The organism is Bradyrhizobium sp. ISRA430, from assembly GCF_029909975.1.
Classification (GTDB): Bacteria; Pseudomonadota; Alphaproteobacteria; order Rhizobiales; family Xanthobacteraceae; genus Bradyrhizobium.
Genome location: NZ_CP094516.1, coordinates 2079507 through 2095177, shown reverse-complemented (window position 1 = coordinate 2095177; position 15671 = coordinate 2079507). Strand labels below are relative to the sequence as shown.

The following is a 15671-nucleotide window of genomic DNA, read 5'->3' as shown; positions in this document are numbered from 1 at the left end:
GAAGAGGGTGGTGCACAAGGAGGGAAAGAACGCGTTGCCTGCTCACCGGAATATGCCCACAATGCGTTGGGGCAAGGGACGTCGTGGAAGCGAGCTATGGCCATCTCAGCACGTCTTCGCTTAGGCCTGCTCGCAGCCGGTCTCTTAGCCGTTCTTGCCAATTGTGGTGCGCTGGCCGCCGCAACGCAGGAGCCGATGCCGGTCAAGCGCGAGATCCTCGCGCTCTATGATGGCGCGCAAGAGGGCAGTGCCGAGCTCTCGCGGATTCATCGCTTTGCCGAACTGCCGCTCAACTATCTGGGCTTCATCGTCAGATTTCGAGACATTGGCACAGGGTTGCCAAGTCCGGCCGAGATGGAGCGCTACCGCGGCGTGATCACCTGGTTCGCCGGACCGGTTGCGAACGGCGATGCTTATCTCGCTTGGGCGAACCAAGTCTCGCGCCAGAACCTGCGCTACGTCATTCTGGGCGACATCGGTGTTACGCCGGACTCGGCCAACCTTCTGGCGGTGAACCGGCTGCTCAGCGGACTCGGTATCCGACACACCGGTGACACCATCGGGCCGACGCTGGGAACGCGCATTGCGTACCGGGATGCAGGCCTGATCGAGTTCGAGTGCCGCCTCGACCCGGTCATCCCCGATTATCCGGTCATTGCGGCGAGCGGACCCGGTACGCAGATCGGACTAATGCTCGAGACGCCGCCCTCCGACGGACGGAGACCGGCGGTTCTCGTGGCGCTCGGTGGGCGAGGCGGATATGCCGCGTTGGGGTATGAGTTCTGCCATCAACGCCCCCCGTTGTTCCAGGGCAGGTGGCTGCTCAATCCGTTTGCGTTCCTTGCTGCGGCGTTCGACGCAAATGGCGAGCCGGTGCCTGATGTGACAACCGCATCGGGCAATCGGCTATTCCTCGGTGTGCTCGACAATGAAGGTTGGACCCGATCGAGCAAGATCGAAGACGCCCGGGAAAACTCTCTGGCGGCTGGCGATGTCGTCCTACGTGACCTGATCGAACCGTTCGACGGCTTGTCGACGACCGTCGAACTTCGCGAGGAGGCGGGCACGAATTTCGGCAGGAGCGCCAGGCAGGCGCAAATCCTGCGGGAACGCCTGCTGGCCTCCAGAAACATCGTTCTGCCGCAACGCCATCTGCGCGCGACGCTCTCACGGTTCGATGCGGAGTATCCGTCGATTTCAAACCTTGCGCCGTTGACCGCTGCAAGCCCCGATCAGATCATCAATATGCCGGTCAGTGATGATAGCTACTACATCAAGGAGGGGCCGATTGGTCAAAATGGGTTTGTTGCGCTGAAGGAAACCCTTCTCAACACGGAAGCACCACGTCGCCTCAAGCCGTTCACCGTGAGCTATCATGCCTATGTCGGCGAATATCCGGCCCCGCTGCGTTCGGTGAGGGATCTGTTGCGCGAGGCGAATTCCGGCGCCCTCAGCCCCGTGTCGGTGGACGGCTATGCGGCCATAGTCGACGGGTTCTTCCGCACGCGAATAGATCGCGTAGGCAGTGAGGCCTGGCGGATTAGCAATCGCGGCGAACTGCAGACGATCCGGTTCGACGCCGCTGATGACCGTGAAGTGGACCTTGAGCGCAGTGTCGGTGTCGTAGGGCAAAAGCGGGCCGGCGCCGCGCTCTATGTCGCGCTCGACCGGACGTTCGAGCAGGCCACTGTCGTTCTACGCCCGGCCGGCACAGGCGCTCGGAGCTTGTCTCTGGTCGAAAGCCGATGGCTCATCGGTCACCTCGTGAAAGGCTCATGTGCGGCGAGTTTCGAGGCGCGCGGCTACGGTAGTGGCTCGTTTCTCTGGTCGGGTGCCGTGCCCGGACACTACACGATCAAGGTCACTCGGGCGGGCGAGGACGTCTGGCAGCAAATTGTGGACGCCGATAATGCCGGAAATTTGAAGTTCGTCGTTCCGGCCAGCGCGATCAATGCGGTCGAGATCAATATGAACTGCGTCGAGCCCGTTCGCGCGCAGGAGCAATAGTCTCGCAGCCGGCACGGTTTATCGTGACCAGACGGTCTGGCTCTCTGCTCTTCGGGATCGCCGACTGGTTGAGGACGATTGTGGCAGCGAGCAGGGCGATGCAGGCAAGAGGAAGGGGGCCTTCAAAGCCCATCTGATGCAAATCAGATATTGGCGTTGGCCGTTGGTGCATTCGATAAGTTAAAATCCATGACATTAAAGGTGATCATCGAAAGACATTTCCTGATTTCGAGCGCTGCTGGAACGTCGACGAGAGCGAAGTTCCTGCGGCGTGACCAATTTCGAAACTATGCGTCATCAGCATGCGGCGGCACCCCGCCCCAATCGCGAATGTGAGGGTGACCGTCGCCGCAATTATGGAGACGGCGAATGAATGAGCTTTCCTTTCCTGGATCTCGGTCTGCGATCAGCCACGCCTATCCTATCTGCGAGCAGCCACCGGCTATCGTCCGCCAGGCGGTGATCATGGCAGGAGGGAAAGGGACACGCCTCCATCCCTATTCGGCCCTGTTTCCTAAGCCGCTGATGCCGCTCGGCGATATGCCAATCCTGGAGCTCCTTCTCCGGCGGATGAGAGCCGCTGGCGTGCGCGAGGTGATCATTGCCGTCAATCACCTTCGACATCTGATCGAGGTCTATTTCGGCGACGGTTCGGATCTCGGACTGAAGCTGTATTACAGCGATGAGGACAAGCCGCTGGGCACCGCAGGCGCGCTCGGCAACATGCTGCCTCACCTGGACGATACGTTCTTCGTGACGAATGGAGATCTCCTGACCACGATGAACCTCAGGAATATGGCGCTGCGTCATATCGCCGAAAATGCCGACGCATCGGTCGGCGTCTACGAGCGCGAGAACAAGATCGACTTCGGCTTGATCGAATTCGACGCCAGGAATCGGATGTGCGCGTACCGCGAGAAGCCCACCAGCAAGTATCACGTCAGCATGGGTGTCTACATCCTCCAGCGCGAGGCGGTGCGGCCTCACGTGTCCAACGTCGATTATCTCGACATGCCAAATCTCTTGCTGAAGATCAACGGCAGTAACGGCAACGTCGTCTGCTATCAGGACGATTGCGTCTGGCTTGATATCGGTCGACCCGACGACTTTGCACTTGCACAGAAGATGTTTGAGGAAGATCGCGAGGCGTTTTTGGGTCATGCGTAGCGCCGTCGTCACGGGCGGTCAGGGCTTCATCGGACGGCATCTTGTCGCCGCGCTTCGCCAGCGCGGCGTGGCCGTCACAACGATCGGTCGCCGGCCGGCGGCCGACGTCACGCATGTTGTCCTTGACGATGCATCCTGGGATTCAGCAGCTCTCGACTGGGCTCTCGAGGATGCGGAGCCCGACTGCATCTTTCATCTCGCAGGGCAGGCGCGCGGAACGCCCGCCGAGCTTACGCACACCAATGCCGATCTGGTCCGTGCCCTGTTTCGGGCGCTCAAGCGGACGGGTCTGCGGCCGCGATTGATCATGGCCGGAAGTGCCGCGGAGTACGGCAGCGCAATCCGGGACGGCGAACCCGTCCCGGAAACGGCAACTTGCGCACCGCTTTCACCCTATGGCGTCAGCAAGCAGGCTCAGACCCGTGCGGCGCTTGCTTACGGCGATGCGACCGGCACACCGGTGCTGGTGGCGCGTATCTTCAATGCGCTGGGGCCCGATATGCCTGCGCACTTGGCGATTGGGGATTTTGCCAACCAGATTGCGGCCATGCCGGGCCATTGCGGGACGCTGCATGTCGGCAACATCGACGTGCGGCGGGACATGATCGACGTCGAGCACATTGCCACGCTGCTGTGCCAGCTCGCGGACAGGCGGGATGTTCGCGGCGTCGTGAACATCTGCAGCGGCCAGGCGCCGCTTCTGCGCGATCTGGTCGAAATGCTGATCGATTTCTCCGGGCGAAAGGTAGACATCGAGGTGGACTGGTCGCGGGTACGAGGCAACGAGCCGCGCACCATCATCGGGAGCACCGATCTGCTCGAAAAGCTCGGCTGTCCGCCACCGCCGACCGACTTCCAAGGCGTGATCGCGCGCATATCTCGCGCAATGGAACAACGCGCATTGCGGGTGTCATGATCGAGGCACGATCCTTGATCGGCCGGTTCGCAGCCGGCCTACGTCGGCCGACACGCCGACGATTTCTGGCCGCGGGTGCAGCCTTCCTGTCTGCGGGGACCAGAGCAGCCCGCTCGATCGAGGCAAGCGCCGTTGCGCCGAAACCCATACGTTGGCTGGCATTCTACGGAGCGACAGCCGAGGAGGCGGTGCTGGCAACCTACGACATTGTGGTGCTGGACCCTGCGTTTCAGGGTTCGATCAGCCTGGTCGCCGACGCTGGCGGAAAGGTTTGCGGATATCTCAGCCTGGCGGAAATCAGGATGTCGGATCCGCTCGTCGCGCGGCTCGATCCCGCGGCGTTGCTTCCGGAGAATCCGGATTGGCCCGGGACCCACCGGGTCGATATCAGGAATCCGACGTGGCGATCGCTCATTCTGGACGTTCGGATCCCGGCGCTCGCAGCGCAAGGCTTCACCGGTCTGATGTTCGATGCTCTCGACACGCCGCCATATCTCGAAAGCCGGGACCCGGTCCGCTATCGCGGCATGCGTGCTGCCGCGATCGAGCTGGTGGCGTCCATCCGTGCCCGCTGGCCGGACATGATGCTGATCATGAACAGGGGCTATGCCTTGTTGCCGGATCTCGCCGGGCAGATCGACGCGGTGATTGCCGAGAGCCTGATGACCTCACCCGGGCCTCGTGGCGAAGGCTTTATCTGGGTCGATCGTCACCAGCTCGACCTGCAACTGGAGTTGCTCCAGCCCGCGACGCGCAGAAATCCGCCGTTGCCGATTCTGAGCCTCGATTATTGGAATCCCGATGACGCCAGCACGATTGCGGAAATCTATCGTCGGGAACGCGAGCTTGGTCATCATCCCTACGTCGCGACGCGATCGCTGGACCTGATCGTGCCTGAGAATCGCTGATTTCCGGACAGTCGCGCGAGAAAGACCGGCCACCGATGGCGCTGACGGCGATCTGATACAGGTCAGAGTTCTTGGTTGGCGTTCTCCAAAATCAGCCGTTACACCAGTGATCAGGCGCTCGCACGTGCCGTCAGATGCGTGCTTTGCGCGATGATCGCATGTGGCCTGAAAAAGGAGTTTGCATCGTCAGGCCGCTGGCGCTCTCTGGTGAGTATCCGGTCATGTCGAGCACTTCGATCAAGAGTGATCTGGCGGTTCCGGCCTCTGTGAGGAATCGCGCTGAGGATCGAAGCGTGAAGACCGGCGACGGCGGCGTGCCGCACCGGGAGCTGCCCCTGCTCGAAATTCTCTCGCTCAAGGAGTGGCGGAGGCTGCTCCTGGAGACGTTCTCGATGCTTGGCGTCATCACGGCCTTGCAGCACTGGCTCGGTACGGTCGACGTCCTCGGGCTGCCGCATCCCTACTGGCTTCCGGTCCTGCTGGCGTCCTGCCAGTACGGTGTCAACGGCGGCCTGATCGCGAGCGTTGCGGCGTCCGCGATATACCTCGCTCAATTGTCGCCGCCTTCTGCGGTCCAGGACTACTACGCATATGCCCGGATGGTCGCGGTCCAGCCCGCAACCTGGCTGGCGACGGCCCTTGTGCTCGGCGGCCTGCGCAACCTGCACATTCACCAATTCCAGGAGCTGGCCGACCAGCTCGCGGCCATGCGTCGGCGCGCCAACGACCTCAGCGGCGGCATCGAGCGCGCCGCCATCGAGATCTACGCGCTTGAACGCCGGTTGGCACTCGAAACCGGCAGTGCAGCGGCGTTCTCGCGAAGCCTCGCACTGATCGATCTAAGCAGTCGGCGGTCCGCAGCGCAGAGCTGTGGCGAGTTGTTTCGCGTCGCGACCGGCGCCTCAACCATGGCGGTCTATCTGAGGGACCGAGGCGGCTACGTGCCGGTGTGGGCCATCGCGGACGACAACATCCGCCCCACCGGGTCGATGCAGTCCCTTTCCGTTCTCGCAGTCGAGGCCATGATCATCGAGGACGAGAGTCGCGAACTCCGCCCTAGCGCGAGCGACCTGGAGCCGCGCCTCGAGCGTCATGTCGTTCGCGTGCCGCCGTCCGGTGATGCCGCGGCGCAGTTGGCGGTGATCGTCTGCGACCTGGATGAATCACGTGATGCAAGCGAGTTCTATCGCCGCGCCGACGAGATCGGACGCGCCTTTGCGACAATTCTGTACGCGTGCCCGGATGCAGCGCCGGAGAAGCAGTCATGACGTCCGCGGCGGCCCTCCAACTCACGGTCGGCCGAAGGGGAATTGGCCAGTTCGTGCGGCGCCTCCGCTGCCTTATCCGATCGACGTGCTGGCTTCTCGTTTTCGGTATTGCGCTGCTCGCGTGTCAGATCGCGCTGCTGGGCGCGCTCCTCGACGGCCAGATCGAGCTGGGGACTTACATCGCGGCAGACGTCTTGGGCAGCGCGGCGCTGGCGGCGGTTCTGGTGTGGCGCGCGCGTCGCGCCGGGAGTGGCAATCGCTACTTTGCGGCGCTTCAGATCGTTGCCTGGTCGGCCGTGGCGGGGCCGTTCGGAACGCTCGTTGCCATGGCTGTTGCCTTCTCGTCGCCGCTCCAATTGGGGATGGCGCGCGACCAAGGCATTGTGCGGATGACAGCGGAGCATACCGAGGTCGAGTACTGCGAACGCGTCCACATCGCCTTGCTCGACCACCGCATGCGCATTGAAGGTGCCTCTCTTATCCATCCCCTGATGGACGCGATTGCCGATGGATCGCAGCCGGCGAAGCTCGAGGCATTAGGCGTCGTTTGGCGGAAGTTCGAGACGCGGCTGGTCGGCGTCCTGAGGCGCGGCCTGCGCGACTCGGACGCGTCGGTGCGCGTGCTGGCGGCGACCGTCATATCCAAGCTCCACGCCGTGTTTGTCGGCAAGGTCGGCGCCTGCCAGACCGCAGCCGCCGCGCACCCCCTGACGGCCCTGAATTGGCGCAATCTCGCGGAAGCCCGTCTTGCCTACGCCGCGAGCGGACTGCTGGAAGGCGAGCAGGCGCGTGCACAGATCGAATCTGCCGTCGGTGACCTGTCGCGCGCAACGGAGCTGGATCCCGCCGATCAGGCGTCTGCCGATCGCCTGGACGCCGCGCGGCGCCAACTATCAAGCCGGAGAACGTGATGTCGTCGTCGTCATCCGCGCATCAGACCGTTTCGACACCCGCGCCAGCGACAGGCACGGCTGACGTTTGCCTGATCGTCGAAGGAGGCTACCCCTATGTGCTCGGCGGCGTGGCGTCATGGTCCGACGCGTTGATGCGCGCCTCGCCGACCCTGACGTTCCACGTCATTGCGATCAGCATTTCCAGCCAGCCACGGCGCCGCAGCTTCGTGCTCCCGGACAACGTCCTTGGCGTCACCGACATCCTCCTTGACGTCTGTCCTCGCGGCCGCATTCCGACCTCGCGCGACGCGGACAGCTTGAAGCGCATCTTCAAGGGCTTGCGGAGCGCGCTGACCACCGGAAACGGAGACGAGTTCGCAGAATTGATCGAACTCGTGCGGATCACAGGCTTCGGGCGGGCAGCCCTGCTGGATTCCAAGGAAGGCTGGCGCGCGATGGAGGAGGCCTATGAGAGCCTTCTGCCCAATGGTCCGCTTCTCGATTTCTTTTGGTCATGGCGCTTCCTCGTGTGCAGCGTGCTCGCCGTGATCACGACCCCGTTGCCACCAGCTCGCGTGTTTCACGCGGTGGCAACGGGGTTCGCCGGGATCGTGGGCAGCTATGCCCGGGTGGCCGCGAAAGCGCCGTTACTGGTCACCGAACACGGAATCTACACGAACGAGCGCCGGATCGAGCTCGCGGTGTCCGACTGGCTGTTTGACTCGGGCGCCGGCGGTTACGTGACGGCCGAGCCGATCGAGCTGCGCTCCACTTGGCTGGAGGCATTCAAGTCCTTCTCGAAGATCAGCTACGACGTCGGCGACGTCATCACGACGCAGTACCGTGCCAACCAGAATTTCCAGCGCAATGACGGCGCGCCTGACGAGAAGTTGCGGATCGTCCCCAATGGCATCGACGTCGCAAAGTTCGCGGCTGTCCCGAAAAGCACGAAGCCACGGCCGCCGACGGTGATCATGATTGGCCGCATCGTGCCGATCAAGGATGTCAGAAGCTTCATCATGGCCGTCGCGCTGCTCAAGGAGCTGGTGCCAGACGTCGTGGCCATTCTGATCGGACCGGAGGACGAAGATCCCGAATATGCGGCAAGCTGCCACCGGCTCGTCGACCAGCTTGGGGTCGGCTCGTCGATGCAGTTTCCTGGCAGGGTACCGGACGTCCTGGCTTACCTCGCCGCGGCCGACGTGCTGGCGCTATCGAGCATTAGCGAAGCCCAGCCCATCGCCGTGCTGGAAGCGGCCGCGATCGGGATTCCGATCGTGTCGACCGATGTGGGATCGTGTCGCGAGATCCTCGAGGGCTTCGACGGCGATCCGGTCAAGGGGCGGGGAGGGTTCGTCGTCGAGCCCTGCAATCCCAAGGCGATGGCTGAGGCACTGGCCACTGTCCTGCGCGACCGCAACATGCAGGCAGACATGGCGGACGTCATGCGCCGCCGTGTCGCCAATTATTACCATAAGGACCGCGTCCGGGCTCTGTATGAAGGACTTTACGCCGATCTCGCGGCGCGATCCGTTTCCGATGGCCAGAGCGATCATGACCGGCATCAACGTCACCATTGAGGCGATGACACGGCGCGGGACGCTGTCGGGCGTGTTTGGCGCCTACACATATGCCGCGCTGCTCGTCGCCGGACCCTGGATATTCACCGTCCTCGGCCTGTTCAGTCTGGGCACCGAATGCACGGGGAACTGCATCGACCTGACGATCTTCCGCTCCGTCGTCATCTACAATTCGATGTATGCGCTGATCGTTACGAGCCCGCTTGCGTTCCTGTGTGGCCGGTTTGTGGCGCAGCAGGTACAGGGCGGATGCTGCGACAACGTGTTTTTCGCGCTCGTCGTTTCGGTCGGTGCTTTCAGCCTGCTCACACTCGTGAGTGTTGCACCATTCTACATTTTTGCAACCACGCTGGACGATACCGAGAAGGTGGTAAGCATCCAGAACGCGATCATGATCGGCTGCTCGTGGTTGCTGATACCGTTCCTCGGTGGGGTACGGGCATACAACGCCGTGCTGGTTGCGTTTGGCGCAGGCGCGATCTCGATGGTGCTTTTTGGCAATGCGCTGCACGAGCCGCGAGCCGCAGCGCTTCTGCTGGCATTCAACGGCAGCTTCGCGATCATCAACCTGATCATGCTTGGCAACGTGGTGTATCGCTTCGGTAGCAGTATAGTCGTCGATGGCAAGTTGAAGGCTAGTTTGATTAGGCACTGGGAACTGCCAGTGGCTGGCCTCACATATGCATGCGGCCTGTGGATCGACAAGATCATCATGTGGCATGCCGCGCCGTCTGGCGGGTTGGTGGTAGCCGGCGCGCTGCAGACCATGCCGAGCTACGATACCGCGATGTTTTGGGCGCAGTTGTCCTCGATTCCGGTCATTGCGGTGTTCTTCGTCCATGTGGAGACACGGTTCTCGGTCATGACCCACAACTATCATACGCGAATGCAACAGCGCGCGACGCTGCGTGAGCTGAATGAGATCGTCAGCAATGTCGGGACTTACGTACTGTCGAGCATGTTCGCGCTGTTCTCGGCACTCGCCATCGTTGCCGGAATGATGATCATGTTCTCCCTGGTATTCATGCCGGAGCTTGGCCTGCGTCCGGCCTACATGGGCACGCTGCGCATTTCGTTGTGCTCGATGGCGTTCTACACCAGCGCGATGTTCTGCTTCACGTTCCTGCTCCATCTCGATCTGCGCCGGCCGGCATTGCTCATCGTGCTCACGTTCCTCGTGCTCAACGCCGCTCTGACTCTGGCGTTCCTGCCCCTCGGTTCGGATTTCTACGGCTACGGAAACATGGCTGCGGCTGCCGTCAGCCTTCTGGTGGGCTTCAGCCTCGTCCTGAAAGAACTGTCCTGGCTGCACTTCCACGCCTTTGTCACCAACAACCCGTCATTGTGAGGAGTCGACAGGGATGTAACTTTCGCCATCCGGCAGCTCGATTGCCGGCTCTTCCGAAAACTTTTCATCACGTATGCGATTTCTGGAGCGGAGGTAAACGATGTGGAAAGGTAAGAAAGTTCTGGTAACTGGTGCGGGCGGCTTTATCGGCAGTCATTTGACCGAAGCGCTCGCTCAGGCGGGGGCGATCACGACTGCCATGGTTCGATACAATTCCTCGTCGTCGATCGGCAATCTCGCGTTTCTCGATGCGAAGACCCGCGACGCGATACGGATCGTCAGCGGGAATGTGGAGGACAGCGACTTCGTCAACCGGGTTGTCGAGGGGCAGGATACTGTATTCCACCTAGCCGCGCTGATCGCCATCCCCTATTCCTATGAGGCGCCGCGCAGTTACGTGCGCACCAACGTCGAAGGCACGTTGAACGTGCTGGAGGCCGCCCGGCGCTACGGCACCGAGCGGGTGGTGCATACCAGTACCTCCGAAGTCTACGGCACCGCACTCAGGACGCCGATCGACGAGAACCACCCGTTGCAGGGACAATCACCGTACTCGGCGACGAAGATCGCCGCCGACAAGCTGGCGGAGAGCTACTACCGGTCGTTCGGGACGCCGGTCACGACGGTGCGGCCCTTCAACACGTTCGGGCCTCGCCAGAGCGCCCGCGCATTCGTTCCGACCATCATTTCGCAGGCACTCGAGCGCGACGAGATCCGGCTCGGCTCGCTCACTCCCGAAAGGGACATGACGCTCGTCAGCGACACGGTCGCCGGCTTCATGGCGGCAGGCACAACCCAGGGACTTGAAGGTATGACGATCAATCTCGGCACCGGCAGGACCTACTCGGTCGGCTGGTTCGCCGAACGGATCCTCAAGCTGATGGGCGTCCAGAAACGGCTCGTCCAGGACGACGCGCGGTTGCGTCCGGCACTGAGCGAGGTCATGAAGCTGGTTTCGGATAACACGCGGGCGCGGGAAGTCATGGGCTGGACGCCCACGGTATCGCTCGATGAAGGCCTGCAGCGGACGATTGCATTTTTCCGCACGCATTCGCTGAGCAGCCAAGTGGGGAGCTATGTCAGGTAAGTTCCTGACCGTGCTGCGATGCACGACCGTCTGCCCCGGGTGGCGACACGCGACGTATGAGGTGTCGACATGAAGACCTCGCGACAATTCATTCTCATGGTGGTTGTCGCACTCGTTGTCGCCGCCGTCGTGTTGTTGCCCCGGCGCGAAGAACATACCGCCGTGCTCGCCAGCGAGGGGCGACATGAGGAAGCGATTGCGCTGCTCGAGCGCCAGTCGGCGGACGCTCCCGGGGATCCGGAACCGCTGGCGGCGCTTGGCCGCTCCCGCGCGGCGCTCGGCGACCTGCCGCGTGCAGCCGAAGCGCTTGATGCGTATCTGTCGGTGCGTCCGAACGATGTGGCGGCGCTGCAGAGCGAGGCACAGCTCCTGCTGCTGAGTGGGGCAAGGGATCGCTATCTCGACGTTCAGGCGCGCCTGGTCGCGGCGCAGCCCTCTCCGGCAAGTGTCGCCCGGCTTGTCGCGCTTCTTCGTCTGGACGGACGGCACGAAGACGAGCTGTCAACGTTGCAGACCTATGCGCGCAAGGGGATGCTGGAGGAATCTCAGCTCGAGCGGCTGGGAACGATGCTCGCCGAACGCGGGGATTGGCGCGAGGGGCGCGAGTGGCTGGAATTGGCGGATCAACGGGCGCCGGCCGAAGCCAGCGCCGGGCGTCTCTTGCTGCTCGAGCTGCTGATCGAGGCCAAGGAGAACGCCCGTGCCATCGAACGCGTACGGGCCTGGACGAAAGCCTGGCGTAGCCCCTTCCTGTGCGGGAAGCTGATCCTCAGACTTGCGCGATCTGGCCTCAATACAGGCGCGTCCGAACTGGCATCGGACTGTGCAGAGCTGATGCCGGACGACACGCCGGGAATGATCAATTACCTCGCCAGCAAGGGACGCAGGGACCTTGCGCAGCGGATGCTGCTGCGCTGGGGCGATCGCATGTCGAAGCCCAGCGGGCAGCAATTACGCGCGTTCGTTCAGGCGTCGGCTGCGGTCGGCAATGTCGGTGCACCGCTGACGAAGATCGCGCAGCTTGCGCGTAGCGGCACCGATCCGATTGCGCAGAGTGTGCTGGCCGAGGAAGTGGCAAATGCGTTCGGCAAGCCTGCCTTGGCTGCGATCCGGCCCTTCCTGTCCACCGAGGCGCTGCTCACGCGACCGCTGTTTGCTGCAGAGCTGTCATTGTTCGAAGGCAACAGTGAGTTGGCACGCTGGTTCCTGATCCGGGTTGACCCGGCGCAGCTTCCGGCCGAACGGGCGGCCGACTGGCTTGCGATGCTGCACCGCGTCGAGACCGATGCCGAGGTGGTGACGCACTTGACGACGCTGTGGAGCGAGGGACGTCTGCCTCCCGAATTGCTTCCCCAGTTCGCCGATGAAGCGGTCAAACAGGGGCGCGTGAGGGTCCACGACAGGATTTGGAATTCCATCAAGTATCAAGCGGATGGGCGTAATCCAAGGTAGCGCGTTATGTACCGCTTGGGCACGTTTGCGTGCGCCTCCATCGTTGCTGATGCAGGTCAGAGTTTTGCACTCGCTTTGCCGCTCGCAACCCGTCAGTCTGACGCGTGGCCACAGCCCGTGTCTCCGTGCTGAGTTGCTCGCGTGTGACGGGTAGATGCGATGTCGGAGACCCAGGAGGTTGCTGGGCCACTGCAGGAATGGAGCAGTCCGATGCTCGCGATCGTCAGAAGTTGCGCTACAGTTCTGGTCGCCGTCGCCATGGCGGGTGGCGTGGTCCTCGGTCAAACGAGTCCACCGAGTCCGGCTCAGCGAAGCACCCCCGATGCCGCCAGGACCGCGTCGCCAGGTGAGCCATCGCTTGAGATTGGCGACAAGCTCAAGATCTCGTTCTACGAAACGATCGATGTCGGAGCTGCGAAGCAGGGCAGCCGCGACAAGAGCGAACCGCAGGGCGTATTGCGAACCTTCTATCAGCGTACGGATCTCGGCGGCGACTACACCGTCGAGCCGGACGGCGCGATTTCGATCCCGATGCTTGGACGCTTCGCGGTCCAGGGACGCGGGCTTGAAGAGCTGCGGGCCGATATCGCGGTCTCGTTCATGTCGATGATGGGCCGCAGCGCAAATATCGAGGTCAAGATCGCGGAGCGCGCGCCGGTCTACGTGCTCGGTGCGGTCAAGAATCCCGGCTCCTACAAGCACGTGCCCGGCATGATCGTGCTCCATGCAGTCGCGCTCGCCGGCGGACTCGACCGTGGCGAGAGCAATCTGACCAGCGTGATCGAGGGCGTGCGGGAGATGGAGCGGTTGCGCAGCGCGACCGTTCAGGTCAAGCAGTTGCTGGTCCGTCGTGCACGGCTCGAAGCGGAGCGCGATGGCGCATCGTCGCTGTCGGTTCCAGTTCAACTGGCCTCGCTGGGCGGCGAGGAGGCGGTCGCCAAGACGTTCATCGCCACCGAAAACACCATTCTTCGCGCCGAACAAGCCAGGCGCATGCAGCAGGTTCGGGAGGTCGCTTCCAAAGCGGACTCCGTCCGCAACGAGGTGGAAGCGCTGCGACGCAAGCTCGAGCAGGCCGATGCCCAGCGGGACATGCGGCTCGAGCGTCTCAGCGACTTGCAAAAGCTCAAGGATAAGGGCTGGGTGACGAGCAATAACGTCGTCACGTTACGTACGGAATTGTCCGACATCGAAGCGCGCCGGCAAGACTATCTCGTGGAGATCGCACAGGCCGAGACGCGGCTTGCGGACGCGGAGGAAGCCGGTCCGCGACTGTCTTCGGAGGACGCGGCGAACCTTGCGAAGGCGATTGCGGCCATCGACAGGGAGATCACGGCGGCTCAAGAAACCATGACGTCGGCCAAGGCGCTTGCGACCGTCCTTCAGAGAACGAGCAGCGTAGCGCAGGCGGAAGGCTACGAGATCGTGCGTCAGTCCAGGGAAGGCCCCCAGACGTTCCAGGCGACCGAGACGTCATCGTTGATGCCTGGCGACGTGCTCAAGGTGATCGCGAAGACGACGTCTGCGGTCTCGCCGAGCCTGCTCGGTCCCGCACCGCAGTCCGAGCCTCCTCAGAACCGCACGTACACGCTGAACGAACGGTAAGAGCATTTCCAGGCGTGAGCTTGTCCTGCACTTGATGCGCGCAATGGGTTAGGCTGCGATGAATGAGGTGCGTCAAGGCATGGTGGCTGGGCATCGTCGCTCAATACCTCGGCACTGACGCCGAAGCGTCGGTCGGCACGTCGAGCGCTCTTCCCGAGGAGGAGCGCTCGGTTTTTGTTGGCTGCCCGTGTATGCAATCGGACAATTTGCTCTACGTTCTACGAGAGCGATCTCGCAGCCTTGGTCGCGATTGTGCCTGGACGTCGCGGTCGCCATGTCGGCATGTGTCGCGGCATCAGCGTGACAAGCGCATGACCGCTATCGTCGCGATTTGGGGCTACCCCCAAAGGATATTCTCGATGTGAGATGCGGCGCATGAGGTACCCACTCATGACCATACAATCGACGGCTGAGCGTGCTACACTCGGCACTCTACTATAGTGTTTATCCATTCATTTATTTTTCGAGCACTCGTCGCTGACGCGACGTCAGCGCCAAGGCTCCCCAAGAGGGTTCCGCAATGATCCCCCGGCGCAAGCCATTTATTGAAGCAATTTCCCCGACGCATCTCTCTCCAACGCAGCAGTGTTCGTCCACCGCCAACCGGTCGCTCAACGAATCCGAGCTTGCAGGATTTATCGAAGACATCTGTGCGGATGGTGACTGCCTGCACCTCCGCTCTCAGCAGCGCGTTCCGCTTCCCCCGCCGGGGAAGGTGGTGGTGCTGCGGGAGGGCATGCTGGCAATCGACGCAATGCCGGCAAAGGGAAAGCTGCAGGTGCTGGACTTTCTCGTCGCCGGCGACGTGCTGTCGGCCGCGACGGTTCTTCCCGCGCCCGGCGTGTCGCTACGAGCGATCACGAGCGCATCGCTGGTGTCCCTGGATCCGCCTCCCGTCAATCGGGTCGTGCCGTCGCATGATTACTGGACGTTCCTGGTCACGCAGTGCCACAATCAAATGGCACGTGCCAACATTCATCAATTGCTGATAGGTCGTCTTGAGACGGAGCAGCGCGTTGCCTCGTTCCTTTTGGCTCTCGCGCTGAGATTTATTCGCAAGGATTCGCGCGGTGTGTCGGTCGAGCTTCCGATGTCGCGTACCGACATTGCCAACTACCTCGTGATCAACTGCGACACGTTGAGCCGCACGATGATGAGGTTCTGTGACAGCGGCCTGATCGAGCGAGAGAGCAGGCACGCGATCCGCGTCGTCGATATTGATGCGCTGAAGAAGAAATCTCCTCTCGCATCTCTGTTGTCGGCGATGTTCGAGAAGCGCGCGGGCCGGGAGGAGTTCGGCCTTGAGCGCCATGCGGAAGCAAGCACGCCGGCGCCTGCAGACGAAGATCACAGCGTCGCTCCCCTGGCGCTGACAGTCGCCGGATTGGCGCGATCGCCCGCGAGATACCCGTACTCTTCGCGCGGCGGATTGTAGATCGT

The 15671-nt window shown here is 62.4% G+C and carries 12 protein-coding genes; all 12 read left to right on the top strand.

The features are described 5' to 3' along the window. Positions 1-96: 96 nt before the first annotated feature. The 12 genes from MTX21_RS10535 (at position 97) to MTX21_RS10480 (ending at position 15666) form a co-directional block, all read left to right on the top strand. The gene (locus tag MTX21_RS10535) at positions 97-2007 is read left to right on the top strand and encodes a hypothetical protein (protein WP_280964733.1); all 1911 of its coding nucleotides are present in this window, start codon (positions 97-99) and stop codon (positions 2005-2007) included. Positions 2008-2376: 369 nt separating this feature from the next. After that, entirely contained in the window at positions 2377-3174 is a 798-nt protein-coding gene (locus MTX21_RS10530; protein ID WP_280964732.1) for a sugar phosphate nucleotidyltransferase, read from the top strand. Then, positions 3167-4090 (top strand): NAD-dependent epimerase/dehydratase family protein, encoded by a 924-nt coding sequence (locus MTX21_RS10525; RefSeq protein WP_280964731.1) that lies wholly within the window; start codon positions 3167-3169, stop codon positions 4088-4090. The genes MTX21_RS10530 and MTX21_RS10525 overlap by 8 nt, the downstream gene beginning before the upstream one ends. After that, positions 4087-4998, top strand: coding sequence for an endo alpha-1,4 polygalactosaminidase (locus tag MTX21_RS10520; RefSeq protein WP_280964730.1), 912 nt, complete (start codon positions 4087-4089; stop codon positions 4996-4998). The genes MTX21_RS10525 and MTX21_RS10520 overlap by 4 nt, the downstream gene beginning before the upstream one ends. Before the next feature lie 293 nt (positions 4999-5291). After that, on the top strand, positions 5292-6266 hold the full coding sequence (locus tag MTX21_RS10515; RefSeq protein ID WP_280964729.1) for a hypothetical protein: 975 nt from the start codon (positions 5292-5294) through the stop codon (positions 6264-6266). After that, positions 6263-7177 carry a hypothetical protein gene (locus MTX21_RS10510; protein WP_280964728.1) on the top strand — a complete coding sequence of 305 codons (915 nt, stop codon included), beginning with the start codon at positions 6263-6265 and terminating at the stop codon, positions 7175-7177. The genes MTX21_RS10515 and MTX21_RS10510 overlap by 4 nt, the downstream gene beginning before the upstream one ends. After that, positions 7177-8739, top strand: a complete 1563-nt coding sequence (gene pelF / locus MTX21_RS10505; protein WP_280964727.1) for a GT4 family glycosyltransferase PelF — start codon at positions 7177-7179, stop codon at positions 8737-8739. The genes MTX21_RS10510 and pelF overlap by 1 nt, the downstream gene beginning before the upstream one ends. Further along, complete coding sequence (gene pelG / locus MTX21_RS10500; RefSeq protein ID WP_280964726.1) at positions 8714-10087, top strand: exopolysaccharide Pel transporter PelG; 1374 nt, start codon at positions 8714-8716, stop codon at positions 10085-10087. The genes pelF and pelG overlap by 26 nt, the downstream gene beginning before the upstream one ends. 100 nt (positions 10088-10187) lie before the next feature. After that, entirely contained in the window at positions 10188-11174 is a 987-nt protein-coding gene (locus MTX21_RS10495) for a GDP-mannose 4,6-dehydratase (RefSeq protein WP_280964725.1), read from the top strand. A gap of 69 nt (positions 11175-11243) precedes the next feature. After that, positions 11244-12626 (top strand): tetratricopeptide repeat protein, encoded by a 1383-nt coding sequence (locus MTX21_RS10490; RefSeq protein ID WP_280964724.1) that lies wholly within the window; start codon positions 11244-11246, stop codon positions 12624-12626. 210 nt (positions 12627-12836) lie between these two features. Then, positions 12837-14231 carry a polysaccharide biosynthesis/export family protein gene (locus MTX21_RS10485; RefSeq protein ID WP_280964723.1) on the top strand — a complete coding sequence of 465 codons (1395 nt, stop codon included), beginning with the start codon at positions 12837-12839 and terminating at the stop codon, positions 14229-14231. Between the two features lie 520 nt (positions 14232-14751). Further along, entirely contained in the window at positions 14752-15666 is a 915-nt protein-coding gene (locus MTX21_RS10480) for a Crp/Fnr family transcriptional regulator (protein ID WP_280964722.1), read from the top strand. Positions 15667-15671: the final 5 nt, after the last annotated feature.

Coding starts and splice junctions, on each gene's coding strand:
- MTX21_RS10520 (WP_280964730.1), top strand. CDS start 4,087: ATGATCGAGGCACGATCCTTGATCGGCCGGTTCGCAGCCGGCCTACGT.
- pelG (WP_280964726.1), top strand. CDS start 8,714: ATGACCGGCATCAACGTCACCATTGAGGCGATGACACGGCGCGGGACG.
- MTX21_RS10495 (WP_280964725.1), top strand. CDS start 10,188: ATGTGGAAAGGTAAGAAAGTTCTGGTAACTGGTGCGGGCGGCTTTATC.
- MTX21_RS10485 (WP_280964723.1), top strand. CDS start 12,837: ATGCTCGCGATCGTCAGAAGTTGCGCTACAGTTCTGGTCGCCGTCGCC.
- MTX21_RS10480 (WP_280964722.1), top strand. CDS start 14,752: ATGATCCCCCGGCGCAAGCCATTTATTGAAGCAATTTCCCCGACGCAT.
- MTX21_RS10530 (WP_280964732.1), top strand. CDS start 2,377: ATGAATGAGCTTTCCTTTCCTGGATCTCGGTCTGCGATCAGCCACGCC.
- MTX21_RS10510 (WP_280964728.1), top strand. CDS start 6,263: ATGACGTCCGCGGCGGCCCTCCAACTCACGGTCGGCCGAAGGGGAATT.
- pelF (WP_280964727.1), top strand. CDS start 7,177: ATGTCGTCGTCGTCATCCGCGCATCAGACCGTTTCGACACCCGCGCCA.
- MTX21_RS10525 (WP_280964731.1), top strand. CDS start 3,167: ATGCGTAGCGCCGTCGTCACGGGCGGTCAGGGCTTCATCGGACGGCAT.
- MTX21_RS10535 (WP_280964733.1), top strand. CDS start 97: ATGGCCATCTCAGCACGTCTTCGCTTAGGCCTGCTCGCAGCCGGTCTC.
- MTX21_RS10490 (WP_280964724.1), top strand. CDS start 11,244: ATGAAGACCTCGCGACAATTCATTCTCATGGTGGTTGTCGCACTCGTT.